Genomic DNA, 25,522 nt, shown 5'->3' with positions numbered 1-25,522 from the left:
ATTTATTAGGAAATACTCAAAGAAAAAGCCGGCTGCAGAGCCGGCTTTTTCAGGCGTTACTGTCGCGGAAGTTCACGCCGCCGAACGGGCATTGGCGATGACGCCGACGAGATCGTTGACGATCTGCTCCACCTTCGCGCTGTCGTCGCCTTCCGCCATGACGCGGATCAGCGGCTCCGTACCCGAGGGGCGGATGACGAGGCGGCCATTATTGGCCAATGCGCTTTCCGCATCCGCAATCGCCTGCTGCACAACAGGGTTTTCCAGCGGCTTGCCGCCGGAAATACGGACATTCTTCAAAAGCTGCGGCACCGGCTCGAACTTGCGGCAGACTTCGCTGACCGTGAGGCCGGAGCGCTTGACCTTGGCGAGAACCTGCAAGGCCGCGACAAGACCATCGCCCGTCGTGCCATAATCCGACAGCACGATATGGCCGGACTGCTCGCCGCCAACGTTGAAATTGTGGTTACGCATGTGTTCGACGACATAACGGTCGCCCACTTTGGTACGGGCAAGGGTGAGGCCCTTGTCGCCCAGGAAGCGTTCAAGACCGAGATTCGACATAACAGTCGCCACGATACCGCCGCCGCGCAGTGTGTTGTCGGCAGCCCAGCTATCGGCGATGACGGCCATCAGCTGGTCGCCATCGACGATCTCGCCGCGCTCGTCAACGATGATGACCCGATCCGCATCGCCATCGAGCGCGATGCCGATATCGGCCCGTACTTCATGCACCTTCTTCTGCAGCGCTTCCGGGTGGGTGGAGCCGCATTCCAGATTGATATTGATGCCGTTCGGCTCATTGCCGATGGTGACGACTTCCGCGCCGAGTTCCCAGAGCGCAGCGGGCGCCACCTTGTAAGCCGCGCCATTGGCGCAGTCGATGGCGATCCGCAGTCCGCTCAGCGTCACATCACGCGGCAGGGTGCGCTTGACGAATTCGATATAACGATAGATGTCGCCATCCACGCGCTTGGCGCGGCCGATCTCGCTCGGCTTGGCAAGCTGCGCATAGATATCCTTGTCGAGAAGGTCCTCGATCTCCAGTTCCAGCTCATCGGAGAGCTTGTAACCATCCGGTCCGAAAAGCTTGATGCCGTTATCGGAGAAGGGATTGTGCGAGGCCGAGATCATCACACCGATATCGGCGCGCAGAGACCGGGTCAGCATGGCGACGGCGGGCGTCGGAATGGGGCCGAGCAGGAAGACGTCGAGACCGGCGGCCGTGAAACCGGCGACCAGCGCGTTCTCCAGCATATAGCCGGAAAGGCGCGTATCCTTGCCGATGACGACACGATGGCGATGATGGCCACGGCGAAAGATCGTCCCGACGGCAATGCCCACCCTCATCGCCAGATCAGGCGTCATGGGGAAGACGTTCGATTGTCCGCGGATACCATCGGTTCCGAAATAACGGCGTGCCATTTGAACTCCAAATCTTTTCCAGCATTCCGGCATAAGCTGAAAACAGCCGGAAGCGTTTTTGGCTAGATGCCACAAACCACGATAAACAGCACGTAAATTACCGCAAAAATGGCTTATATCTTGTTACCAAAATGAAAAGGCCACCCGGAAACCCGAATGGCCTTTTACAATTTCTAACTTGCGCGGTCGATCAATGCGGCTGCGGCTCCATGCCGCCTTCGGCCTCGCCGTCGCCCTTGGCTTCGCTCGGGCCGTCCTTCTTGGTGCCGGCCTTCGGCACTGCCGAACCGCGGCTGCCCGGAGAATCGTCACCCAGGTCGCGGGCGGGCTTCTCGCCCTTCAGCAGGGCTTTGATCTCGTCGCCCGTCAGGGTTTCGTATTCGAGAAGACCTTCGGCAATCGCAACGAAACCATCGTGGTTTTCCGTCAGGATGCGGCGCGCCTCGCCATAAGCCTCGTCGATCAGGCGGCGAACTTCCGTGTCGATGGTCTGGGCCGTCGCCTCGGAGACGTTCTTCGACTGCGAGACGGAATGGCCGAGGAAGACTTCCTGCTGGTTTTCACCATAGGACACCTGGCCGAGAGCATCGGAGAAGCCCCATTGCGTGACCATGGCACGGGCAAGCTTGGTGGCCTGCTCGATATCCGAAGAGGCGCCGGAGGTGATGTTTTCCTTGCCGAAGGTCAGTTCCTCGGCAACGCGGCCACCCATCATGATGACGAGACGCGACACCATCCACTTGTAGCTCATGGAGTAGCGGTCGCCTTCCGGCAGCTGCATGACCATGCCGAGCGCGCGGCCGCGCGGAATGATCGTCGCCTTGTGCAACGGATCGGCCACGGCAACCTTCAGCGCGGTAATGGCGTGTCCGGCTTCGTGATAGGCGGTCAGCTTCTTTTCGGCTTCGGTCATGGCGGAGGAGCGGCGTTCCGCACCCATCATGATCTTGTCCTTGGCGTCTTCGAATTCCTGCATGGTGACGACGCGCTTGTTGCGGCGGGCAGCCATCAGGGCTGCTTCGTTGACGAGGTTCATCAGGTCCGCACCCGAGAAACCGGGGGTACCACGGGCCAGAACCTTAAGGTCGACATTCGGCGCCAGCGGCACGTTGCGGATATGCACCTTGAGGATACGCTCGCGGCCAACGATGTCCGGGTTCGGCACGACGACCTGACGGTCGAAACGGCCGGGACGCAGAAGAGCGGGGTCGAGAACGTCGGGGCGGTTCGTGGCGGCGATGAGGATGATGCCTTCATTCGCCTCGAAACCGTCCATCTCGACCAGCAGCTGGTTCAGCGTCTGCTCGCGCTCGTCGTTACCGCCGCCAAGACCGGCGCCGCGATGGCGGCCGACGGCGTCGATTTCGTCGATGAAGATGATGCAGGGTGCGTTCTTCTTGGCCTGCTCGAACATGTCACGCACGCGGCTTGCGCCGACGCCGACGAACATTTCCACGAAATCCGAACCGGAAATGGTGAAGAACGGCACATTGGCTTCGCCGGCGACGGAACGCGCCAGAAGCGTCTTACCCGTACCGGGCGGGCCGACGAGCAGCACGCCACGCGGAATTTTGCCGCCGAGGCGCTGGAATTTTTGCGGATCGCGCAGGAATTCGACGATTTCCTCGAGGTCCTGCTTGGCTTCGTCCACGCCGGCAACGTCATCGAACGTCACGCGGCCATGCGCCTCCGTCAAAAGCTTGGCCTTGGATTTGCCAAAGCCCATTGCACCACGCGAGCCGCCCTGCATCTGCCGCATGAAGAACAGCCAGACGCCGAGAATGAGGAACATCGGCAGAAGCGTGCCGAGATAACTCAGGAAACCGGAGGAACCGTCGCTTTCGGGACGCGCCACGATGGTGACGTTCTTGCTCTGCAAGCGCTCCATCAGGCTGTCGTCGATGACGGGGGAATAGGTCTGAAAGGCCGTGCCGTTTTCGGTGTAGGTTCCGAGAACCCGGTTACCGGTGACGGTCACGTCGCGAACTCGCCCGGAATCCACGTCGCGAAGAAACTGGGAATACGGAATTTCCCGCGAACCCGTTTGCGTCGGCGACGTCTGGAACATGCTGAACAACGCGATCAGCAAGAGGGCAATCACGGCCCACAAGGCGAAATTTCTGAAATTTGGGTTCATCGAACTCCCCGAACTCACACGGGCATATCTGCTGCCCGCTCTTACGTGCCCCTAACATAAGGACGACATCTGCCGTTGCCAAGGCAAAGCGCATTATCTGATGCGTTTTGGTGTAAAAACTATTCCAAGGCAATTCACGAAAAAGAGGCCGGATTTAAACCGGGGGCTGTGGATATGCCGTCCGCCCGAATAAATTGGCGATTGCATTCGCCAACTCAAGGTCGAAACACGACAGGAATAGATCGAAAGGTGCGAGCCTCGGCGTGATGGTGACGGCCTCCGCCATCGAACCCGGCTCATCGGCCGCTGCGGCAATTTGCGGCAGCCCCGCCATCGCCTGTTTCGCCACCCCGGCCGGTGCTGACGGAAAAAGTGCGGCCGCTTCCGCAGCATCGCTCGCCCTGCGCGCTTTGACGTGCACTGGAAAAGCCGATCCGTTCTTCACGAGGAAACGATCGTCCCACAGCCCCTGGTCATTTGCGCCAATATCAAGCTCCGGCAGGTTTCGCTGCTCGCGGAACATATAGAGCCCGTCCCGCCGGCGATCGAGCAGGACGCGACCGACCGTCAGTCGCCCGTTTTCAGCCGCTTTAAGAAACCGCAGAACGCGTTCCATGCTGCTTGCGGCTGGAAAATATGCCCTTCCACCCAGGGTGGCGATCAGCGCCGCCAGCCCATGCCGAAACTCGGGAAGATCGGGATTGACGCCATCGCCGGCCAATCTGGCGAGCGCAGCATGGAAAACCTGTGTGTGACCGCGCAGGAAAGCCGCCGTTGTTTCGGAAAGCGCCCGTCTTTTGAGAGAGGTTTCCGCATCGATCCGAACGGGAGAGACGGGAAGCGCCTGCCGCACACGCACTCTCTCATATCGGGTGTTTTCATTGCTTGGATCCTCAAACCAGCCGCGGGAGCGGGAGGACACATAGTCACGGATCGCCTGCCTCTCACACGTCAGGAACGGCCGCATGATCCAGTGGCGGCCATCGTATAAGACCGCATCTGCCATGCCGGAGAGACCGAGATTGTCAGAGCCGCCGCTGCGGGCGGCGCGCATCGCCACGGTTTCACGCTGGTCGCCGATTGTATGCCCCGTCACGACAAGATCAGCGCCGGTCTCGCGGGCGACCTCGGCAATCAGGCGGTAGCGGGCAAGCCGGGAGGCTTCGGAAAGGCCGGAGGCCGGTTTGACGCCGTCCCATCGGCGGGTAACGTGGGTGATGCCGAGTTCGGCGCAGAGCGCCGCCGCCTTGCGCGCCTCATCGGCGGATTCCGCTCTCAGCGCATGGTCCACGGTGACGGCGGAAAGGCGCAAGCCGTCCCGATCCATCTCCGCCATTGCCTCGTGCACGGCCAGCAACAGACCGGTGGAATCACTGCCTCCGGAGATTGCGACGAGGATATGGACGGGTGTATGGAGATTTTTGACAAAAGACCTTACCGCCACAAGCGGCGCAACAGACTTTTCGTTCAGAATGCGGGCATCAACCGGCATGGAAATACCCGCGATCGCAGGGAAAAATCAGCAGCTCAGCCGTTTCTGTTCGCTGGCAACCTTGCTCAGCACGGTCTTGGAAGCATTGGGATAACGCTTCGGCACCTCGCGCAGCGTGGCGCAGGCGGTTTCGGTATTGTCGAGAGCGGCAAGCGACATGCCGAGCTTCATCAGCATTTCCGGCGCCTTCGGAGATTTGCCATAGGCCTGATGGCCGTTCAGGAAGGTTTTTGCGGCCTCATTGAACTTGCCCTGGGAATATTGCGCCTCGCCCAGCCAGAAGCTCGCATCCGCGGCCTTCGTGCCCTTGGGATAACCCTGCAGATATTGCTGGAACCCCTGTTCCGCCAGCTTGTAGTCACCGGAAAGAACATGGCCGTAAGCGGCCTGATAAATATCGCCTTCGCTGGTCAGCGCCGCCGTATTCACCGGATCCGTCTTGCGCTGGCTATTGCCCGTGCTGACGCCCGGAAGGCTGCCGGAAGAATTATTAGCGCCCTGATTCAACGTGCCGCCAACCGGCATTCCCTTGGAATCGAGCTCGATGGAACCGAGCGTCGTCTCTCCCGGTGCGCCTGTCGGGGCGGTGGAGGGAGCAGACGGAGAAACGGAAGCGCCACCCTCGGGTGGCGTTTCGATGATCGTTGCAACGTCGTCGGTCGGCGGTGAGGCCGGATTGACCGGACTGGCTTCCGCCTTCTTTTTCGGCGCAGCGGTCGGGCTTGCACCCTTGCCGCCGGCATTGCCGCTCTCCAGTTCCTGGAAGCGGAACTCATTGTCTTCCTGCGCCTTGCGGATCGTTTCCTGCATCTGCAGAAGCTGGAAGCTCATTTCTTCGATACGGCCGTTGAGTTGCCGGATCTGTTCTTCAAGCTGCTGAACCCGATAGGCTTCATTGGCCTGAACCCGGACGACCGGGGGCTGCTGCTGAGAGTTGATCGTGCCGAAGCTACCCCCCGCACCGAACAGCGGACCCGAAACGGCGATGCCGCTCAAGCCGGTGCAGGCTGCAAGCCCCAGCATTCCCGCCACGACAAGTTTCTTCATCTCATTCGTCCTGCCTTAACTGATTTGCACCGGAATGGCGCAAGCCGGATTTTTTCCATATCAACCGAAAAAGCAACTTAACTTCGGCCAAACTATGAAAAAAACAAAAGGCGGCCCAAAGACCGCCTTTCATTCAAGATCACAATAACGTCAGGCAATCACATGCCCGCGCCACCGAGAACCGTCACGGCGCGGCGGTTCTGCGACCAGCAGGAGATGTCGTCGCAAACGGCGACCGGCTTTTCCTTGCCGTAGGAGATCGTCTTCATGCGGTTTGCCGGAACACCCTGGGAAGCCAGGAAGTCGCGGGTTGCAGCCGCACGACGGGCGCCGAGCGCCAGGTTGTATTCGCGCGTGCCGCGTTCGTCGGCATGGCCTTCAACGGTGATGGCGTAGTTCGGATAACGGGCGAGCCACTGAGCCTGGCGCTGCAGGGTCTGCTGGGCGTCGGCGCGGATCGAGGTGGAGTCGGTGTCGAAGAAGATGCGGTCGCCGACATTGACCGTGAAGTCCTGCTGGGAGCCCGGCGTTGCGGAGCCCGCGCCACCAAGGCCAAGTTCACCGGCGCTGTTCGGCATGTTCTTCTTGTTCGCGCAACCTGCGAGGGCAAGCGCGAGCGTCATGGCGATGACAGCCGGGTTACGGGCCAGTTTCTGCATGGGGCTGAGTGCCGAAATGTGTGTACGGCTCATCGCCGGTCTCTCCTTAGGATTTCAATAACGTTGCCGGACACTAACTGATCGCGGTTAATAGCCGGCAAACGCTTATGGTTAACAGAAAGGAAATGTCCCATTTTTTTGCTCCCTCACAACAGTTTGCGGCAAGAAAGAGGCGCACTTCCCCATGGTATCAAATAAAACATGACGGCGCCGGTTCGTGCCGGCGCCGTCATGGCAGTCATATCAGTCCAGAAGCGGCGACCATGCCGGATCCGAAGCGAAAGTCGGCGTCTTGATGAGCTGTTCGTTGTAGCCCGTCAGGTCGATCGAATAGAGCTGCGGACCGCCCGCACCGGCGTTCTGACGGAAGAACATCAGCACGCGGCCGTTGGGCGCCCAGGTCGGGCCTTCATTGTGGAAACCGCTGGTCAGGATGCGCTCGCCCGAACCGTCGGTCTTCATCACGCCGATCGAGAACTTGCCACCCGACTGCTTGGTGAAGGCGATCAGATCGCCGCGCGGCGACCAGACCGGCGTGGAATAGGAACCATCGCCGAAGGAAACGCGCTGCTGGCCGGAACCATCGGCATTCATGACGTAAATCTGCTGGCGGCCGCCACGGTCGCTTTCGAAGGCAACGCGCTGCCCATCCGGCGAATAGGACGGCGCCGTATCGATCGCCGACGTATTCGTCAGCCGCGTCGTGGTGCGAGAGCGCAGGTCCATCGTATAGATATTGGCGTTGCCATCCTGCTGCAGGCTCATGATGACCTTCTGGCCATCCGGAGAGAAGCGCGGCGAGAACGTCATACCGGGGAAATTGCCGACAACTTCGCGCTGCCCGGTTTCCAGTTGCAGCAGATAAACGCGCGGCTGCTGGCCTTCGAAGGACATGTAGGTCACTTCCTGACGGTTCGGCGAGAAACGCGGCGTCAGGACGATGTCGTTCGAGTTGGTGAGGTTACGGACGTTGAAGCCATCCTGGTCCATGATCGACAGCTGGCGCTTGCGGGCCGTCTTCGGGCCGCTTTCAGAGACGAAAACGACGCGGGTGTCGAAATAGCCCTTTTCACCGGTGATGCGCTCATAGATGGCGTCGGCGATGATGTGGGCGACGCGGCGCCAGTTTTCAGGCTGGGTAAAGAACTGCTGGCCAGTCATCTGCTGGTTGGCGAACGTATCCCACAGGCGGAATTCGGCGCGCAGGCGGCCATCGCTTTCACGCGTGACACGGCCGGTCACGAGCGCCTGGGCGTTGATGACCTTCCAGTCCTCGAAACGCGGCTGCTGATCCGGATTGCTGATCTTTTCGATGAAGGCGTTCTTGTTGACCGGCGCAAAAAGGCCGGAACGCTGCAGGTCGGCGGCGATGACCGCGGAAACCTGCGCGCCGATGCCGTCGCTCGACATGAAGTCGGTGATGGCGATGGGCAGCGGCTCGACATTGCCCTTGTTGATGTTGATTTCCACCCGCGCAAAAGCCGGTGCGGAGAAAACCGACATGAGGGCCGCGACAGCGAGCACCAGCCGGATCGGCGAAAATATCTTCATGTTGCCAGGCCTTTCAGCATTCATAGCAATTCACTGGGATCGAAGTTCACGACAACTTCGTTCCATGCGTCATATTTGTCGGCAGGAAGGTTGGTGAACGGAGCAGAACGCATGATGGCGCGATAGGCTCCGCCGGAAAGAGCACGACGTGTTCCTTCGGAACCGCCGGTCGCCTCGATCTCGGGCCGACCGATGATGGTTCCATCACGGTCGAGCTTCATGGTGACCCGGACGCGAACGTCCGAGGCATCCGCCATGCCGGGAATGATCTGCCAGTTCTTCTGGATCGCGCCACGCAGCGCATCCATTTCCGTCTGGCTGAGCGTCGAACCGCCCGTCGTCTTTTTGCCGCCAAGCGAGGCCTGCTGGGTGGAGCGCTTGGCGCCGCCACCCGAAGGCGCCTGTTTGTTCAAAAGCGCGGCGATATCGTCGGCGTTAAAATCGCTTTCCTTCGAGGAAGCCGATTTTGCAGTCTCCTGCTTCTTCTCGCCGGGCTTCTTGTCGGAAGGCTTGTCGGTGGACTTCGCCTGATCGGGCTTGGTCTCGGCCGGTTTTTCCGCGGGCTTCTGCTCGGCAGGCTTGGTTTCGGCCTGCTTCGGCTCTTCCGGCTTCGGCGGCTCGGGACGGGAATTCGGACGCGGCACGTTCTGCGGCACGGGTATTTCGGCCGGTTCCTGCTGCGCGGGCGGCGGCTCTTCGGCTTTGGTTTCCTGCGGCGGCTCCGTCTTCGGCTGCGGCGCGATCTCGGGCTTGGTCTGGGGCAAGGCGGCCATTTCCTGCGGCTTCGGAGCCGAGGTTTCTTCCTTGACGATTTCCTTTACCTCGTTCGCCTTGGTGTCGACGACGGGTTGCGGCTTTTCCTGCTTTGGCGGAGCGGCGGCGCTGATATTGTCGTTGGGCTTGGTGGTCGGCGTCGGCGGCGCGTCAAGATCGACCGTGTTGTTGCCGACATTCTGGGCGTTCTCGACAATATCCGGACGCGTGGTCGGAACGGGGGCCGACTTTTCCGCTTTCGGCGCGTTCTTGTCGCCCTGCTGGATCTGGCTCAGCTCCTCGATGGGCACCAGTTCCACCGGCAGGGCCTCGGCCTGCGACACGTCAAGGGGCTCCGGCGAGCCCAGGGAAACGAGGGCGAAAGCCAGAAGCGACGCATGCACGATCGCGGATGTGGTAAGGCTGCCCTTCATCGTTTTACGTCAATTGTCCTGTTTCTGCTGGGTCACAAGGCCGATATTCTTGAAGCCCGCCGCCTGGATACGCGCCATCACATCGGCGACGACGCCGTAAGCGGCAACGGAATCCGCGCGCACAAAGATGCGTTCGTTATAACCTGTCGTGGCGATTGCCTGCAGCTTGTCGGCCACTTCGGCCGCCTGAATTTCCGTTTCCTGCAGATGGATCTGGCCATTGGCGTTGACGGAAATGGTGATCGGCTGCGTATCCGAGTTCAGCGCATTGGCGGATGTCTGCGGCAGATCGATCGGCACGCCGACCGTCATCATCGGCGCTGCCACCATGAAGATGATGAGCAGCACGAGCATGACGTCGACCAGCGGCGTCACGTTGATCTCGCTAATCGCGCCGCCCCTGCGTCGTCCGCCGCGTCCCCGGCGTCCACCGGAACCACCGCCGCTGCCACCTGCTGACATACCCATATCATCTACTCCATTTTGCCTTGCGGCAAATTACTGCACAGCATACGGCCGCTTACTGGGCTGCCTGCCGCGTCTGAAGTTTTTCATCGATCTGGCGCGACAGGATCGCGGAGAACTCGTCGGCGAAACCTTCCATGCGGGCGGAAAGCTTGTGCGCATCGGCCGTGAACTTGTTGTAGGCGATAACCGCGGGAATAGCCGCGACAAGGCCGATGGCCGTCGCCAGAAGCGCTTCGGCGATACCCGGCGCCACGACCGCAAGGTTGGTGGACTTCGAACCGGCAATCGCCTGGAACGAGGTCATGATACCCACAACCGTACCGAAGAGACCGATGAAGGGACCGGCCGAACCGATGGTGGCGAGCGAACCGAGGCGCGCCTCGTATTGTTCGCTTTCACGCGCCATGGTCACGTCCATCGCCCGGTCGATGCGCATCTGCAGACCGATGGGCGAACGTGCGCCGCGCTCGAAGGATTTCTTCCATTCGCGCATGGCGGAAACGAAAATCGCCGCAAGACCGCCGTTCTGGCGTTCCGCCAACGTCCGATAAAGCTCTTCGAGCGACTGGCCAGACCAGAAAACCTGCTCGAACTGGTCGAACTGGCGCCTTGCCTTGCCGAAGCTCACATATTTGTCAAAGACGATCGCCCACGTCCAGACCGAGGCGGCGATAAGTCCGATCATCACGAGCTTCACGATGAGGCCCGCCTGCATAAACAGTGCCCAGAGACTTACATCGTGCGTCGCCGCTGCCAAACCTGCCTGTTCCATAAATATCCAATCCCCGAATCCAAACGCCCGGTACGGGACCGGGCGATTCAAACGCGTGTTAACGCTCGAAGTCCTGCGGCAACAGCCGCCAACCCCTTAGCCATACCCCGATACTTGCCAGTAAGCCTTACTTGCCAATAAATTTGGTGAAAGGAAGGCGTGCGCCGCACAAATGCCAGTTGCTAAAGTAAGACACCATTATGGTTAAAGGAGTGTTACAGCGGGGCCACGCCGGATGGATTTACTGGATGGGACCGCCAATTACTTCAGGAATTTTTCCGCGACTGTCTCCGGAAGACGCCTCGGGCGACCGTTGGCGTTGATGACGGCGATGATGACCTTGGCGGCGACCAGCAGTGTTTCGCCGCGCCGGATTTCCTGATTGAGCACCATTTTCGCGCCGCCGGCCTTCTCGGTGATGGTCGTGATCGTCAAGACGTCATCCATCCGCGCCGGGCTTTTGAAATCGATCTCCATGCGATGCACGACGAAGACCAGACCCTCCTCATCGGCAGTCAGAAGCGCGCTCTGTTCGCAGCCGAGGCAACGCAGGTAATCGGTGCGGCCACGTTCGAGAAAATGCAGGTAACGCGCGTGATAAACGAGGCCGGAGAAATCCGTGTCCTCGTAATAGACACGCTGCGTCAGGCGGTGGCCATGTTCGATAAGCTCACCCGAAAGCGAAACCACAAGCTCGCTCATATTATCTCCTTGGGAATTTCAACTGCATCGCGGCGTCCTTCACGGACAATAAGATGCTCATGCCGTTGCGGCAGCGCTTCGATACGCTCCGCGATGAAACGGGGCCTCAGATCGCTCTTCAGAAGCGCGGAAGGCTGCGCGGGCAGCCAGCGGAACTCCACCTCGACGCCATCCAGCACCCGATGCACGATATCGCTTTCATGGAACGGCAGGGGCCGGCGAAGCGAAACGAGATAATAAAATCCGAGTTCATGCGCCGCAAAATCGTCATAGGCGAAAAAATTTTCGGCCGACCAGAGAAGACGTTCGACCGAACAATCGCGGTCAAGCTCCTCGCCGATCTCGCGGATGATGGTTTCCTGCGAGCTTTCGCCGATTTCGGCACGCCCGCCGGGCAAAGCCCAGTAACTGTCCTTCGTGCCGCGCTGGACGAGAACATGACCGTTCTGAAAGATCAGCGCCGCCACGCGCATGCTGAAAAGCTGCGGTTTCCGGTCCAGCCGGATCATGTGGCGTTCAGGGGCGGAGGTCATTTATCGTCCAGATCGCCGTCATGCCAGACGAGATGTCTCGTGGCCTTCGGCAGGTGCTCTATTTCGTCGGCGATGAAATAGGGCGGAATATCCAGCTCGGTCAATGCCTGACGGGTTGCGGCGGCCCAGCGGAACTCCAGCTCGTTGTCGCCGTCCTGAACGCGGTGAATGATATCGGTCGGATGAAAGGGCAGCGTCTCCGGCAGGTCCATCAGGTAATAAAACCCGAGTTCGTGCCAGTCCTTGCCTTCGTAGTGGAAGAAATTTTCGACCGCCCAGAGAAGCCGCCCGATCTTGGCCTCGACGCCAAGCTCTTCCACCATTTCGCGCGCCAGCGTTTCTTCGGAGCGTTCGCCCATTTCGGCGCGGCCGCCCGGAAAGGTCCAGAATTTTTCATGCGATGCCCGGTGCACCAGCACGTGGCCATCGCGAAACGCCAGTCCCGCCACCCGCATCTGGAAAATGCGCTTCGGCTTGAACTTCATGCGGATGCGGGTGTCCTGCTTGGTATCGTGTGTCATGGCGCTGACCTGCGGGCTGGAAACATCAAATCGGTTTCCGTCCACCCTAGCGCATCCATCTCATCTTTTCTCGCCTTTGCGTCATCTCCCACAATGAATTCATCCAGTTGCGGCGGCTTGAGCGCGGTGCCGGACAACATCGCATGCGCCTGCCCGCGATGATGTGTCTGGTGCTGGAAGAGATGCGACAGAACATCGTCGCAGCGATCATACTGGATACGCGCGCCGCGATGAATATTGACGTTAGCGGCAAGGCCGTCTTCATCGAGACTGTCGACAAATGCGATCAGCACCTCGTCCAACTCCGTCTGGGCAACATGCAAATCCGCCATGGCCGCGAAGGGCTCCTCTTCGGCAAAGGCCGCAAGGCCGAGTGTGCCGCCCTGCAAGGCATCGATATAAAACCGGTCAACGGTGTAGATGTGGTTCAGCGTCGCCCTCAGCGTCGGAAAGAAACTCACACGGGAAGCCACAAACGCCTCCTGCGAAAGCTGAAGACAGGCCTGATGCAGCCGAAAATTGGCCAGCCGGTTGTTGCGCGCGAGTTTGCGGAAGACCCGCAGCGGATCGTAAGACATGAAGGCTCCTCCATTGCCGCCGAAGGACGGCGTCGTTCAATCGACGCGCTCAAGCTCCGATCTGCTTTTCAGAACCCTTGCGCCGTCTTCCTGTTCGATCAGATAGGCAGGCTCCTGCCTGCTCGCCTTCCGCTTTATTCTGGAGCCGGCGATGGTGCGTTCGACATCATCCGTGAAAGTCTCGACGATTTTACCTTCACCGGTACCACTGCCCCAGTTCCACCGGACTTTCGTGCCCTTGCGATACACCGACATGATCATCTCCGTGCCAAAGACGATCAAATGCCGGCACGCCGGGCTTGTTCCCTCAATCCTCCTCCAGGGTCAGCCGGAACTGCGCCGCCTCAATATCCTTGGGCGGCTGCATGCCCAGATGTTTCCAGGCCGTGCCGGTCAGAATACGGCCGCGCGGCGTGCGCTGGATGAAACCCTGCTGGATCATATAGGGTTCGATAATATCCTCGATAGCGTCGCGCGGCTCCGAAAGGCCGGCGGCGATGGTTTCGATGCCAACCGGGCCTCCGCCGAAATTGACCGCGATCATGGTGAGATACCGCATGTCGAGCTGGTCGAGACCCATTTTGTCGACCAGAAGCCGGGTCAAGGCCTCATCGGCGATCTCACGCGTGACCGCTTCCGCCCGCGCCACCTCGGCGAAATCGCGCACGCGGCGCAGTAGCCGTCCGGCGATACGCGGCGTGCCACGAGCACGCCTTGCCACCTCGCGCGCACCCTCGTCGGTCATGTTCAGCCCCATCAGCCGCGCGCCGCGCCGGACGATCAGTTCCAGTTCGTCGACGGTGTAAAAAGCCAACCGGACGGGAATGCCGAAACGGTCGCGCAGCGGCGTCGTCAAAAGCCCAAGACGGGTCGTCGCGGCGACAAGGGTGAATTTGGAAAGATCGATCTTCACCGAACGTGCCGCCGGTCCTTCGCCGATGATGAGGTCGAGCTGGAAGTCCTCCATTGCCGGATAGAGAATTTCTTCCACCGCCGGGTTGAGACGGTGGATTTCATCGATGAAGAGTACGTCGCGCTCCTCGAGATTGGTCAGAAGCGCGGCGAGATCGCCCGCCTTGGCGATGACGGGGCCGGAGGTGGATTTGAAGTTGACGCCAAGTTCCTTGGCCATGATCTGCGCCAGCGTGGTCTTGCCGAGACCGGGCGGGCCGACGAACAACACGTGATCCAGCGCTTCGCCACGGTTCTTGGCCGCCTCGATAAATACCTTGAGATTGGCGCGGGCCTCCGCCTGGCCGGTAAAATCGTCCAGGGACTGCGGGCGCAGGGTGGTGTCGATGTCCTCACCGCGCTTTTCGGGGGTGATCAGCCTTGCCGCATCACTCATGTCAGAAGTTCCATTCCGGGCAGCTTGCGAGCAGCCTTTTTGTCAAACGTATATGTCGCCACGCAGCCATTGACCCTGTTGCTTTCCGATACAATTGCGTCGGAAAAATCCGCATTTGTATTCCGGCATATGTCGATGGCATTGCCAATCGCCTCATAATCCGGAATTTCCAGTTCCCGCCGCTCAAGCATAAGCTGGAAAAACTCCAGAACGGTGCTTTTAGGATAACCGTAGAACTGGCCTAGTACCCACGCCGTCTCCAAAATCACAGCAAGACTTACAAGCAGGGTTTCTCCGTCCTCAAGCCGTGTAAGAAGACGCTTCACCGTTTCTTTTTGTTCGACATCGTCATCTACCACGATACGGAGCAGAATATTCGTGTCTATTCCGAAACGGCTGGTCATTCGTCTTCCGTCTTACCCGTAGAACGCTTGTATCGCGCAACGGCTCCCTCACCAATTGCGTCATTCATCTGCTCGACGGTAAGCTTTTTGCCATTCGGAGGTTTACCGAGAATTCCGGCCAGATCGGCAAGAGATTTATTACGAGGGACAACGATCATCTCCCCGTTACGAACCCAGGCGTAACATTTGTCGCCGGGCTTGATTTTCAATTGTTCGCGCACGTTCTTGGGAACTGTCATCTGCCCTTTGGAGGTGATTGTCACCTGAAAGCCCATGCTGCTGCCCTTTTCTTACTTTTCACCCATTGTAAGGAATTTAGCATCAAGCGCATCAACGCGAAAGCTCTTTCAACCCGAGCCGGATCAGCTTGGCGCTGTCGCCGCCCTCCCCGCCGTTCTTCAGCGCGGCGGCAACCGCATTGGCGGCCTGGTCGCGCGAATAGCCGAGATTGGTGAGCGCGGAAACGGCATCCGCTACCGGCGCGGATGCGACGCCTTCGCCAAGCTCCTGCTTGAGGCCGATCGAGGCGGAAGCCTCTCCGGCAAAGGCCGGCGCCTTGTTGCGAAGCTCGGTCACAAGACGTACCGCCACCTTCGGCCCGACGCCCGGCGCGCGGGAGATCATCGTTTTGTCCTGTAGCGCAATGGCATTGGCCAGTTCGGAGGGCGACAGCGTGGAAAGAACGGCCAAGGCCACTTTCGATCCCACACCCTGCACGCTCTGCAGCAGGTTGAACCATTCCCGCTCTAGCGCCGAGAGGAACCCGAAGAGCTTCAGCTGGTCCTCACGCACATAGGTTTCGATGAACAGCACCACCGCCTCCCCGACGGAGCCGATTTTCGACAGCGTGCGCGCCGAACAATAGGCGACGTAACAGACGCCGTGAACATCCACCAGCACATAGTCCGCGCCGATTTCCTCGATGCTGCCTTTCAGTTTTCCGATCATGATGCCGCCCGCTGCAATGAGACTTTAAATATTCAACCGGCCGCCAGCAGTCGCCGCATCCTGTCACCGCCGCGATTATGGGCGTGGCAGATTGCGATGGCGAGCGCGTCCGCCGCATCGTTACCCTTGAATTCGGCCTTCGGCATCAGGATTTTGAGCATCATGTGAATTTGCTGCTTTTCGCCATGCCCGACACCGATGACGGCCTTCTTCACCGCGTTCGGCGCATATTCGAAGACCGGCAACCCTGCGCGCGCCGGAACCAGCATGGCGATGCCGCGCGCCTGGCCGAGTTTCAGGGTCGCAACCGCATCCTTGTTCACGAAAGTCTGTTCCACCGCCGCTTCATCAGGCTGGTGGCTGTGCACAATATCCGCCAGCCCGTCATGCAGCTGGCAGAGCCGCGAGGCCAGATCCATATCGCCGTCCGACGTCACCGTGCCGGAGGCGACAAACCGCAGGCTGTTGCCGAGAGTGTCGATCACCCCCCAGCCGGTGCGCCTTAATCCGGGGTCAATGCCAATGATTCGAATCGTCTTTTGCATGAGGCACCTTATCTTTCCGGCTGCGACCCTGCCAGCGATAAGTGAACAAAACGACAACATTCATCAAATTTGCAGTGCAGCATTTACCTCTGCTTAAACCGCGTACCGCATTGTTCCCCCACAAAATCAAAAAAGGGGAGCTGCGGACATGATGATCCGCGGCATAATATTTGAGCCATATCAGCCATCCGGTGGCGCCACATGCATGGCGCGGGAACTGATCCGGCATTGGGGGCTGTATCGGCCATGCTGAACCGTTTTCATTCTATATCCACCAAAGTGCTGGCGATTTTCCTGGCGCTTATGGCGATCTCGACCGGGGCTCTGACACTTCTCGGTTATCAAAGCAGCAGCGGCGTTCTTGAAGAACAGGCGTCGAAATCCATGGAGAGCATTCTCGTCTTTCGCGGCGACATGCTCCAGGAGCGTCTTGAGCAGCTGAAAACACAGGCGGATTCCATTGCCAAGATCGAATCCCTGCAAATGGCTGTCGTCTCCATGCGCAGCGGCTGGGCGACCGTGCAGAAGAACTCCGGCGATGCGAAGGCGGAACTGCAGCGCGTCTTCGTCAAGGAAAACCCCTTTGGCGAAAAGGAAAAACTGATCAAGCCGGAAAGCCCAAGCGGCTTCTATTATTCAACCCATGAGAAGACCCAGACGGATATTGGCGGTTATCTGCAGGGAACGCCGTTCAGCGACGTTCTCTTCATCGATCCCGCAGGCACGGTCTATTACTCTTACCTGAAAGGATCGGCTTTCGGGGAAACCGTCACCGGCAGCGCCTGGGCGGAAAGCGGCCTCGGCGCGGCTTTCGCACGCGGCGCCGCGAATGCCGAAAAGGCCGTGAACGACGTGGCGCAGACCAGCTTCTCCGGCCTGCGCATCGATGCCGCCACGAAAGAGGCCGGCATTTATTTCGGCGTTTCGGTCGTCAAGTTCGGCGCGTTCAAGGGCATCGTGCTCTTCCGGGTCAAGGAAGAGGTCTTCAGCCAAATCCTCACGAAGGGTGTGACGGCCGGCAGTTCCGAACAGTCCGCAATCGTTTCCGCCGATGGCAAGGTTATCGGCGTGGAGGGTAACAGGCTGGTCGGCCTCGATCCGGCAATCTATGGCTTCCATGGGCAGGCGCTGAATACGACGGGCATGACGATTGCCAAGATCGACCGTGCCGATGGCGAGGCCAATGCCTATGCCCGCCCCTTCTCCTTTGCCGGGGAAAAATATCTCGCAGTGGAAAGCATGCTGCGCAGCGAATTGAATGCGGGCTCGGTTTCGATTGCCGGCACGCTGGCCGTGATCGGCCTTTGCGTTCTGGCCGCCATGTGCGCGGCGACGGCCTTCTTCGCGCGGCGCCTGTTCGCACCGCTGGAAAAGCTTGCGGGACTGACCGGCGAAGTGGCCGCAGGCCGTCTCGATGCGGAGATCGGCAATCAGGACCGGAAGGACGAGATCGGCCGCATGGCGCGGGCGCTCGGCAGTTTCCGCGAAAAGCTCATCCTGCAGCGGGAGATGGAAGAAACCGCATCGCGCACGCGTGAGGAAGCCGAAACGGCCCGCCGCGCGCATCTTGCGGAACGGGAGGCCGAGGCCGGCACCCTGCAGATGGTCGTGCATTCCCTGGATGAAGGTCTGGATCGGCTGGCGAACGGCAATCTCGCCTATCGTATCGAAACCGTCTTCCCCGACGATCTCGAAAGCCTGCGCCATAACTTCAACACGGCGCTTTCCCGGCTCAGCGAAACCATGCAGGCCATCGGCGGCAACTCCGCCGCGGTTCGTGGCGGTTCCGAGGAAATGCGGGTGGGCGCCGATCAGCTCGCCGAACGTACCGAGCGACAGGCAGCTTCCATCACCGAAACGGCAAGCGCCATCAAGGCGATCACGGAGGCCGTTCGCGACCAGATCGAACGCGCCGAACAGGCAACGCGGATCGCCCGCGATGCCAGCGCGGAGGCCACGGCATCCAGCCGCGTGATGGAGCAGACCATCGCCGCCATGGAGGCGATCCAGACCTCGTCACGCCAGATCAACCAGATCATCGGCGTCATCGATGAAATCGCCTTCCAGACCAATCTTCTCGCCCTCAATGCCGGCGTGGAGGCAGCCCGCGCGGGCGAAGCAGGCAAGGGCTTTGCGGTCGTGGCGCAGGAGGTGCGCGAACTGGCGCAGCGTTCGGCGGCGGCCGCAAAGGAGATCACCAGCCTGCTGAAACGCTCCACCGACGAGGTTTCCGCCGGCGTGGCGCTGGTGGAAAAAGCAGGCACGTCGCTTTCCGGCATCGGCAAGCATGTGCAGACCATCAGCGCGCGCATCGAGGAGATCATGGACTCCACCCGCGAGGAAGCGCACACGCTCTCGGAAATCAACAGCACCGTCGCCAGCCTCGACACCATGACCCAGCAGAATGCCGCCATGGTGGAAGAAACGACGGCCGCCATTCACAATCTCGCCTCCGAAGCGGGTGAAATGGATGGCAGGCTTGGACAATTCACGCTGGCTTCCGACCGGGATGCGGCTGGTCATCGCGACGCCCGACAAATTCGGCGGGCAGGCTGAAAAAGCAAAAGGGCCTCTTCGGAGGCCCCAATTTTTTTGAACCATCCTTCAATTCTGCGCGACTTCACTGGTAAATCGGGACACGCGCCTTACATCCGCAGCAAAGATTTAAATTTCGCAGGAGCGTCGGATGATCCCCTTTTCCATTCTCGACCTTTCGCCCATCGGCGAAGGCGAGAGCGTCAGCGAGGCGCTTGAAAATTCCCGCCGAATGGCGATCAAGGCCGAAGAACACGGCTATAACCGCATCTGGCTGGCGGAGCACCACGGCATGCCGGGTATCGCCAGTGCTGCAACATCGCTGGTCATCGCCCATGTGGGCGCGGCCACGAAACATATCCGCGTCGGCTCCGGCGGCATCATGCTGCCCAACCACTCCCCGCTCGTCATCGCCGAGCAGTTCGGCACGCTTGCGGCGCTGCTTCCCGGCCGTGTCGATCTCGGTCTCGGCCGTGCGCCCGGAACCGACATGCGCACGGCACGGGCGCTGCGCCGCAATCTCGATGCCGGCGCGGAAAACTTCCCGCACGATATCGTCGAACTCCAGCGTTACCTCGGCCCGCCGCAACAGGATCAAGCCATTCTCGCTGTGCCGGGCATGAATTCCAACGTGCCGATCTGGCTGCTCGGCTCCAGCACCTATAGCGCACATCTCGCCGCAGCCCTCGGCCTGCCCTATTCCTTCGCCTCACATTTCGCGCCGGATATGCTGATGGAAGCCATCCATATCTATCGCGAGCGCTTCCAGCCTTCCGAAGTGCTGGACAAGCCCTATGTGATGGTGGGTGTGATGGGCGTCGGCGCCGATACGGACGAGGAGGCGCAACATCTCTTCACCTCGTCGCAGCAGCAATTCGTCAACCTGCGCCGCAACGTGCGCACGCAGTTTCCGAAGCCGGTGCACAGCATGGACGATTACTGGAACGAGATGGAACGTTTCTCTGTCGAACACACGCTGCGTTTCGCAGCCGTGGGCTCGCCTGAGACGATCCAACGCCATCTCGACGGCTTCCTGGCGGAAACGCAGGCGGATGAGCTGATCGTTTCCATGCCGATCCATGACATCGAAAAGCGGCTGCGATCCGTGGAGATTTTTGCTGACGTGCGAACCTCCATAAAGAAGGCTGCCTAAACAAAAAGCCCCGGAGCGGACGCTACCGGGGCTTTTTTTGAAATATGAGACGTCAGGCGGAAAGCTTGGCGAGAATTTCTTCGGACACTTCGAAGTTGGAATAGACGTTCTGCACGTCGTCATCGTCTTCGAGATTGTCGATGAGCTTCATCAGCGACTGCGCCTTTTCTTCATCCACAGGCACCGTGTTCTGCGGCTTCCAGATGGCCTTGACGCTTTCGGCTTCGCCCAGCACGCCTTCCAGCGCCTTGGAAACCTCGTTCATCGCTTCGAAACCGCAGATGATGGTGTGACCATCTTCGGAAGATTCGACATCGTCGGCACCGGCCTCGATGGCGGCTTCCATGACCTTGTCGGCATCGCCGACTTCAGCCTTGTAGGAGATTTCGCCAACCCGATCGAAAGAGAAGGAGACCGAACCGGTTTCGCCGAGAGCGCCGCCGGCCTTGGTGAAGATGGAGCGAACGTTGGAGGCGGTGCGGTTGCGGTTGTCCGTCAGGGCCTCGACGATGACGGCGACGCCGCCCGGGCCGTAACCCTCGTAACGGACTTCGTCATAGTTTTCGCCATCCGCGCCGGACGCCTTCTTAATCGCACGCTCGATGTTGTCCTTGGGCATGGACTGGGCCTTGGCGTTCTGGATTGCCAGACGCAGGCGCGGGTTCATGTTCGGGTCGGGCATGCCCGTCTTTGCCGCAACGGTGATTTCGCGCGCAAGCTTGGAAAACATTTTGGACCGCACGGAGTCCTGCTTGCCCTTGCGGTGCATGATGTTCTTGAACTGTGAATGACCAGCCATGGAAAACCTGATTGTCGTAATTTGGAGATTGCGGGCCTTATAAGTGCGATAGCCGCGCCATTCAACCCCGCAAGCGCTTTCTCTTGCTGCAACAACGGAAGGAACTGATTTATCCGCTCTTCGTTCTGATCATGAACGCGGCGGAACAGGGCATTTTTCCTCCGTCGCAGCATGACACCCGAAGGAGAAAACATATGGTCAGCCTGACTGAAGCACGAGAAGCACCGGCCCGCCAGCTCTGGGACGAGATCAATTCCGTCCATGCCGGCATGCTCGGTCTCGAAGGACTGCACAACCACATGCAGCCCATGGCGCCTCATGCGGACCCCAAGACCAACACCATCTGGTTTTTCTCCAAAAAAGACACCGATCTGGTGAAATCGCTGAAATCCGGCTCCCGGGCGCATTTCTGCGTGGTGGGCAAGGACCATGACTACCACGCCTGCCTTTCAGGCATCCTCGAAGCGCGCGAGGATAAAACCAAGATCGACGAATATTGGAACTCCGTCACCGCCGCATGGTACGAACATGGCAAAAGCGACCCGCAACTGACCATGCTGGCGTTGCATGTCGACGATGCCGATATCTGGGCTTCGACGGACAGCACGCTGAAATTCGGCTGGGAAATCGCCAAGGCGAACATGTCGGATGACAAGACGCCTGACGTCGGCGTTCGCCAGCACCTCACCTTTGCCTGAGAAACGGCTCTCCCCGGCCTTCCTCGCCCGTCGCTATGCTACATGCCTTTTGGCACCAGTATCTGCGGCTGGCGGGGAAGGTTCCTCATCGAAACGCGGATCACCGGATCGGTCGCATAGGCAATGCGGAAACTTTCGCCGAACATCGTCAGAAACTGCTCCAGCGGCGGGCCGGTGCGGTGCATCGGCAGGATAAGCGCGGAGCGCAGGCGCTTGACCACCCGGCTCATGCTGTCGGCCCCCATGGTCAGCCCGCCATCCACCGGCACCATCAGAACATCCAGACGGCCGATCTCGGCATAATGCGTATCCGTCAACTCATGATGCAGATGCCCGAGATGGCCGATGCACAGCCCGGCAACCTCGAAGATGAAGATGGAATTGCCGTTCTCCTGGAAGGACTCGTAATCGCCCCAGCGGTTGCGGATATCGGTTGCGACATTGCGGATATAGACATCGCCCACCAGAACCTTGTGCTCGGCCTTTTCTCCCGGCGTATCGCTCCAGCCATGCAGCACATATTGAATGGCCGGGTCCGGACTGAGGGTAAAATGCGTCGAATGCGCCCGGTTCATCGTCACGACAGTCGGCGTGACGGGCGGACGATAGACGCCGTTATAATCGGTGGCGATAGTCACACCGCCGGGGCTTTCGATGAGATAGGTGGAATGGCCGATGAAGCTGATCTTCACCTCTTCCTTCGCCGTCGCCTGCGCCAGCTGAACACCCGGCGGATTGAAGCTCGCGAACATGACGCCCGGAATGTTGCTGGCGATCGCCTGGCACTGGCTGACGGGAGGGCGGCTCGCCGTCTGGGAGAAGGCCGCTCCCGAACAGGCGATCAGCCCCGATATTGCAAGCATTAGCACGCGCAGCATCATGCCACTCCCCTGAACTTGCGAAGCTGAGAGGATGGGACAGGTTTTGGCGAGCGTCCAGTTACAAGAGCTCACACTCTCGTCATTGTGAACGCGTCGGGGGAAGATTAAACCCAGAAGGACGGCAGGGTTTCCGAAAGCCGCGGCCCGATGCGCAGCGGCGCAATCTTTTCCGCAAGTCCGGTTCGGTCGGAAATCTCAACGCCGACACCGCAGATCGTCGCAGGTCCGCTCGCTGCCTCGAAACGGCCCTTCGGCATTTTGGAAATGAAGCGGTTGATCGGCTCTTCCTTCTCCATGCCAAGCGAGCTGTCATAATCGCCGCACATACCGGCATCCGACATGTAAGCGGTTCCGCCGTTCAATATCTGGGCATCGGCGGTCGGAACATGGGTGTGGGTGCCGACAACGAAGCTAGCGCGCCCATCGACGAAATGGCCGAAACACTGTTTTTCGCTGGTCGCTTCCGCGTGGAAATCGAAAATGATGGCGTCGGCCTGTTCCTTCAGCGGGCAGGCGGCAAGAATGTTTTCCGCCGACTTGAAGGGATCGTCCAGTTCCGGATGCATGAAGACCCGGCCCATGATGTTGGCAACCAGTATGCGCGCGCCGTTGCGGGCATAAAAAATGCCCGAGCCCTTGCCCGGCGTACCATCCGGATAATTGGCGGGCCGCAGGAACTGGTCGTGGCGCTCACAGAAGGAAACCGCTTCCTTCTGGTCCCAGACATGGTTGCCGGTCGTCACCACATCGGCGCCGGCATTGATGGTCTCGAGATAGATATCTTCGGTGATACCGAAACCGCCGGCAGCATTTTCACCGTTGACGATGACGAAATCCAGCTTCAGGTCGGAAATCAGCCCCGGCAACCGCTCCCAGACAGCCGTGCGTCCGGTCTTGCCAACCATATCTCCGAGAAAAAGAAGCCTCATTCACCCGCCCCGATCTTGCGCATGTTTCTATATTTCGTCCCCTCTAGTGCATTTCCAGGAAAAGTGGAACCCGGTTTTCCGTCCGGAAATGCGACGAAACAAAGAGTTAGAGGGTCTTCGCCATTCAAGGAAAAGTGGAGACCCTCCAGCGGGTAATCCATCTTTTAAAAAGTGCTAAAGCGCCTTTTGCCCACTATCGGAGATCGACAACGGGGCGGAAAACCAGCGCAGGCCGCTTTCCGTCAGAATGGCGTGAAGCGACACATCATGTGGCTCCGCCGGTACGGACGGCACTTCCTGACAATCGAAGGCGACGCCGATGAGCACAGGCTGACGACCCCTTGCGTGCAACCGCGCAATGGCGCGGTCATAATGGCCCGCGCCATAACCGACCCGCTGACCTTTGCCATCGAAGACGGAGAGAGGCACGAGCAGAATATCCGGATCGAGAACCTCCGCATCCTCACCCGGACCGGTCGTGCCGAAGCCGGTCTTCACCAGCGGCGTATCCGTTTCAAAGGCGCGGAAGACGATGGTTTCACGATCCAGCACAACGGGCAGGACAAGACGCCCGCCCGTTGTCCGCAACGCTTCCATCAGCGGCCGGGTATCGGCCTCGGAGCGGATCGGCATGAAGCCGGAAATTACGGTGCCCGGTGCAAAGGGGATATCGGAGGCGCCATGGGCCGTTATGGACTGGCTCTTCTGCTGGCGCTCCGCCAGCGTCAGCGCATCGCGCGCGGCGAGCCTTTCGCCGCGCAGCCTTGCTTTTTCGGCAACGTCACCGGGCATCAGGCGGCCCGGCTCACGAGAACCTTGTCGATGCGGTGGCCATCGAGATCGATGACCTCGAAACGCCAGCCATTGCGGGTGACATGTTCGCCCAGTTCCGGCAGGCGGCGGAACTCGTCCAGAACCAGACCGGCAACGGTCTCGAACTCGGCATCCTCGTCGATCTGGAAACCCATGCGATAAGCGAACTCATCGGCGGGCATCCAGCCGGCGACGAGGAACGAACCGTCCTCGCGCTCGACCATGGCCGGCTCCTCATCGTCATCTTCCTGGAACGCGCCGGTGATGGCTTCCAGCACGTCGCCGGAGCTGATGATGCCTTCGAAATGGCCGTATTCGTCGTAGACCAGCACCATATGTACGGTGGAACGGCGCAGCGACTGGATGACGTCCACCGCGCTCGTCAGATCCGATACGACCGGCACTTCCCGCAGAAGCTCGCGAATGTTGAGTTCCTTGCCGGAAGCCAGCGCATCGAAAGCGTCCTTGGCGAAAAGCACGCCGAGAATTTCATCCGAAGCGCCGTTGCGCACCGGCAGCCGCGAACGCTGCGTCTGGCGAAGCTGCTCGCGGATTTCTTCGGCGCTGTCTTCGATATCGACCACTTCCACATCGCGACGCGGTGTCATCAGGCCGCGCGCATTGCGGTCGGCAAGGCGCATGACGCTGGTGATCATCGCCGATTCCTCGGTCTCGATCACACCGGCACTGTGGGCTTCGGCCAGAACCGTGCGGATTTCATCGTCGGTGACCGACGCGTTGGATTCACCGCTATGGCCGAGAAGCGCCAGAACGGCCTTGCCCGACCGGTCGAGCAGCCACACCAGCGGCGCGCCGACCTTGGACAGCAGCATCATGGTGGGGGCGACGCGGGCGGCGACCTTTTCGGGATCGCGCAGCGCAATCTGCTTGGGCACAAGTTCCCCGACGATCAGCGACAGATAGGTGATGGCGACGACCACCGAGCCGACGCCGAGCGCATCGGCGGCACGGTCGGGAACGCCCTGCTCCAGAAGCCACGCCGTGAAGCGCGCGCCGAGCGTGGCGCCGGAAAAAGCGCCGGAAAGGACGCCGACCAGCGTGATGCCGATCTGCACCGTGGAGAGAAAGCGTCCGGGATTTTCGGAAAGGCTGAGCGCCATTGTGGCGCCCTTGCTGCCTTGTGTGGCAAGCACTTTGAGCCTCGCCGGTCTGGAGGAGACAACGGCAAGCTCGGACATGGCAAGCACACCGTTCAATACGGTGAGCAGGACCACGATCATAATTTCAGTAAACAAGTTTAGCTCTTTGGGCTGTTGAACGGCACGTCGCGGTTTTGACCGCAGCGCCCTTTTTTTAAAAGGGCATGACAGACATACCAATCCGGATAATAAGGAATTGTTCCGCCATTGCAATGACGGCGATATAAAAAAGCCGCG

At 59.9% G+C, this 25,522-nt stretch carries 27 protein-coding genes; 3 read left to right on the top strand and 24 right to left on the bottom strand.

Annotation, left to right across the window (positions count from 1 at the left end; all coding sequences use genetic code 11):
* Positions 1 to 72: 72 nt before the first annotated feature.
* From glmM to ruvC, 19 genes are all read right to left on the bottom strand, one after another.
* Positions 73 to 1,425 carry a phosphoglucosamine mutase gene (glmM, locus tag ACQZ5G_RS10595; protein WP_003523248.1) on the bottom strand — a complete coding sequence of 451 codons (1,353 nt, stop codon included), beginning with the start codon at positions 1,423 to 1,425 and terminating at the stop codon, positions 73 to 75.
* Between the two features lie 190 nt (positions 1,426 to 1,615).
* Positions 1,616 to 3,562: an ATP-dependent zinc metalloprotease FtsH gene (ftsH, locus tag ACQZ5G_RS10590; RefSeq protein WP_003523247.1), complete on the bottom strand. Its 1,947-nt coding sequence runs from the start codon at positions 3,560 to 3,562 to the stop codon at positions 1,616 to 1,618.
* Between the two features lie 154 nt (positions 3,563 to 3,716).
* Positions 3,717 to 5,054, bottom strand: a complete 1,338-nt coding sequence (gene tilS / locus ACQZ5G_RS10585) for a tRNA lysidine(34) synthetase TilS (RefSeq protein WP_448737729.1) — start codon at positions 5,052 to 5,054, stop codon at positions 3,717 to 3,719.
* 27 nt (positions 5,055 to 5,081) lie between these two features.
* On the bottom strand, positions 5,082 to 6,101 hold the full coding sequence (ybgF, locus tag ACQZ5G_RS10580) for a tol-pal system protein YbgF (protein ID WP_170985921.1): 1,020 nt from the start codon (positions 6,099 to 6,101) through the stop codon (positions 5,082 to 5,084).
* Between the two features lie 158 nt (positions 6,102 to 6,259).
* On the bottom strand, positions 6,260 to 6,793 hold the full coding sequence (gene pal, locus ACQZ5G_RS10575) for a peptidoglycan-associated lipoprotein Pal (protein WP_003506243.1): 534 nt from the start codon (positions 6,791 to 6,793) through the stop codon (positions 6,260 to 6,262).
* A gap of 210 nt (positions 6,794 to 7,003) precedes the next feature.
* Complete coding sequence (gene tolB / locus ACQZ5G_RS10570; RefSeq protein ID WP_003523242.1) at positions 7,004 to 8,311, bottom strand: Tol-Pal system beta propeller repeat protein TolB; 1,308 nt, start codon at positions 8,309 to 8,311, stop codon at positions 7,004 to 7,006.
* A 20-nt stretch (positions 8,312 to 8,331) separates the two neighbouring features.
* Positions 8,332 to 9,498 carry a cell envelope integrity protein TolA gene (locus ACQZ5G_RS10565; protein ID WP_448737731.1) on the bottom strand — a complete coding sequence of 389 codons (1,167 nt, stop codon included), beginning with the start codon at positions 9,496 to 9,498 and terminating at the stop codon, positions 8,332 to 8,334.
* A gap of 9 nt (positions 9,499 to 9,507) precedes the next feature.
* Entirely contained in the window at positions 9,508 to 9,966 is a 459-nt protein-coding gene (gene tolR / locus ACQZ5G_RS10560) for a protein TolR (RefSeq protein WP_003523240.1), read from the bottom strand.
* Between the two features lie 52 nt (positions 9,967 to 10,018).
* Positions 10,019 to 10,738: a protein TolQ gene (tolQ, locus tag ACQZ5G_RS10555; RefSeq protein ID WP_003523238.1), complete on the bottom strand. Its 720-nt coding sequence runs from the start codon at positions 10,736 to 10,738 to the stop codon at positions 10,019 to 10,021.
* Positions 10,739 to 10,999: 261 nt separating this feature from the next.
* Positions 11,000 to 11,440, bottom strand: coding sequence for a tol-pal system-associated acyl-CoA thioesterase (ybgC, locus tag ACQZ5G_RS10550; RefSeq protein WP_065656478.1), 441 nt, complete (start codon positions 11,438 to 11,440; stop codon positions 11,000 to 11,002).
* On the bottom strand, positions 11,437 to 11,973 hold the full coding sequence (locus ACQZ5G_RS10545; protein WP_448737732.1) for an NUDIX hydrolase: 537 nt from the start codon (positions 11,971 to 11,973) through the stop codon (positions 11,437 to 11,439). Before ACQZ5G_RS10545 ends, ybgC begins: the two co-directional genes overlap by 4 nt.
* On the bottom strand, positions 11,970 to 12,494 hold the full coding sequence (locus ACQZ5G_RS10540) for an NUDIX hydrolase (protein ID WP_448737733.1): 525 nt from the start codon (positions 12,492 to 12,494) through the stop codon (positions 11,970 to 11,972). The genes ACQZ5G_RS10545 and ACQZ5G_RS10540 overlap by 4 nt, the downstream gene beginning before the upstream one ends.
* A complete protein-coding gene (locus ACQZ5G_RS10535; RefSeq protein ID WP_448737734.1) occupies positions 12,491 to 13,072 on the bottom strand; it encodes a DinB family protein in 582 nt (193 codons plus the stop codon). The genes ACQZ5G_RS10540 and ACQZ5G_RS10535 overlap by 4 nt, the downstream gene beginning before the upstream one ends.
* Before the next feature lie 36 nt (positions 13,073 to 13,108).
* The gene (locus ACQZ5G_RS10530; RefSeq protein ID WP_080629651.1) at positions 13,109 to 13,327 is read right to left on the bottom strand and encodes a hypervirulence associated TUDOR domain-containing protein; all 219 of its coding nucleotides are present in this window, start codon (positions 13,325 to 13,327) and stop codon (positions 13,109 to 13,111) included.
* A gap of 52 nt (positions 13,328 to 13,379) precedes the next feature.
* Entirely contained in the window at positions 13,380 to 14,420 is a 1,041-nt protein-coding gene (ruvB, locus tag ACQZ5G_RS10525) for a Holliday junction branch migration DNA helicase RuvB (protein WP_003523226.1), read from the bottom strand.
* Entirely contained in the window at positions 14,417 to 14,824 is a 408-nt protein-coding gene (locus tag ACQZ5G_RS10520) for a PIN domain-containing protein (RefSeq protein WP_142780736.1), read from the bottom strand. The genes ruvB and ACQZ5G_RS10520 overlap by 4 nt, the downstream gene beginning before the upstream one ends.
* Positions 14,821 to 15,099, bottom strand: coding sequence for an AbrB/MazE/SpoVT family DNA-binding domain-containing protein (locus ACQZ5G_RS10515; protein ID WP_003523219.1), 279 nt, complete (start codon positions 15,097 to 15,099; stop codon positions 14,821 to 14,823). The genes ACQZ5G_RS10520 and ACQZ5G_RS10515 overlap by 4 nt, the downstream gene beginning before the upstream one ends.
* 55 nt (positions 15,100 to 15,154) lie before the next feature.
* Positions 15,155 to 15,772, bottom strand: a complete 618-nt coding sequence (gene ruvA, locus ACQZ5G_RS10510) for a Holliday junction branch migration protein RuvA (RefSeq protein ID WP_003523218.1) — start codon at positions 15,770 to 15,772, stop codon at positions 15,155 to 15,157.
* Between the two features lie 32 nt (positions 15,773 to 15,804).
* Positions 15,805 to 16,317: a crossover junction endodeoxyribonuclease RuvC gene (gene ruvC / locus ACQZ5G_RS10505; RefSeq protein WP_003523217.1), complete on the bottom strand. Its 513-nt coding sequence runs from the start codon at positions 16,315 to 16,317 to the stop codon at positions 15,805 to 15,807.
* A gap of 246 nt (positions 16,318 to 16,563) precedes the next feature.
* On the opposite strand from ruvC, the gene ACQZ5G_RS10500 reads away from it, so the two are divergent.
* Both ACQZ5G_RS10500 and ACQZ5G_RS10495 read left to right on the top strand, forming a co-directional pair.
* On the top strand, positions 16,564 to 18,873 hold the full coding sequence (locus tag ACQZ5G_RS10500) for a methyl-accepting chemotaxis protein (protein ID WP_448737735.1): 2,310 nt from the start codon (positions 16,564 to 16,566) through the stop codon (positions 18,871 to 18,873).
* A 130-nt stretch (positions 18,874 to 19,003) separates the two neighbouring features.
* Positions 19,004 to 20,005: an LLM class flavin-dependent oxidoreductase gene (locus ACQZ5G_RS10495; protein WP_080819508.1), complete on the top strand. Its 1,002-nt coding sequence runs from the start codon at positions 19,004 to 19,006 to the stop codon at positions 20,003 to 20,005.
* A 52-nt stretch (positions 20,006 to 20,057) separates the two neighbouring features.
* On the opposite strand, the gene ACQZ5G_RS10490 is transcribed toward ACQZ5G_RS10495, so the two are convergent.
* Positions 20,058 to 20,804 carry a YebC/PmpR family DNA-binding transcriptional regulator gene (locus ACQZ5G_RS10490; RefSeq protein ID WP_003523214.1) on the bottom strand — a complete coding sequence of 249 codons (747 nt, stop codon included), beginning with the start codon at positions 20,802 to 20,804 and terminating at the stop codon, positions 20,058 to 20,060.
* 194 nt (positions 20,805 to 20,998) lie between these two features.
* Between ACQZ5G_RS10490 and ACQZ5G_RS10485 the strand changes: the two genes are divergently transcribed.
* Entirely contained in the window at positions 20,999 to 21,502 is a 504-nt protein-coding gene (locus ACQZ5G_RS10485) for a pyridoxamine 5'-phosphate oxidase family protein (RefSeq protein ID WP_003523213.1), read from the top strand.
* A 38-nt stretch (positions 21,503 to 21,540) separates the two neighbouring features.
* Here the strand turns inward: ACQZ5G_RS10485 and ACQZ5G_RS10480 are convergent, their stop codons facing one another.
* From ACQZ5G_RS10480 to ACQZ5G_RS10465, 4 genes are all read right to left on the bottom strand, one after another.
* Positions 21,541 to 22,383 carry an MBL fold metallo-hydrolase gene (locus ACQZ5G_RS10480; protein WP_003523212.1) on the bottom strand — a complete coding sequence of 281 codons (843 nt, stop codon included), beginning with the start codon at positions 22,381 to 22,383 and terminating at the stop codon, positions 21,541 to 21,543.
* Positions 22,384 to 22,487: 104 nt separating this feature from the next.
* Positions 22,488 to 23,312: a TIGR00282 family metallophosphoesterase gene (locus ACQZ5G_RS10475; protein ID WP_003523211.1), complete on the bottom strand. Its 825-nt coding sequence runs from the start codon at positions 23,310 to 23,312 to the stop codon at positions 22,488 to 22,490.
* 174 nt (positions 23,313 to 23,486) lie between these two features.
* Positions 23,487 to 24,104: a 5-formyltetrahydrofolate cyclo-ligase gene (locus tag ACQZ5G_RS10470; RefSeq protein ID WP_448737736.1), complete on the bottom strand. Its 618-nt coding sequence runs from the start codon at positions 24,102 to 24,104 to the stop codon at positions 23,487 to 23,489.
* On the bottom strand, positions 24,104 to 25,366 hold the full coding sequence (locus ACQZ5G_RS10465; RefSeq protein ID WP_020812224.1) for a hemolysin family protein: 1,263 nt from the start codon (positions 25,364 to 25,366) through the stop codon (positions 24,104 to 24,106). The genes ACQZ5G_RS10470 and ACQZ5G_RS10465 overlap by 1 nt, the downstream gene beginning before the upstream one ends.
* Between the last annotated feature and the right edge of the window lie 156 nt (positions 25,367 to 25,522).

The organism is Agrobacterium sp. 22-214-1 (genome assembly GCF_053522465.1).
Note: the sequence above shows the minus strand (reverse complement) of the source record. Positions and strands in the feature narration are given on the sequence as shown.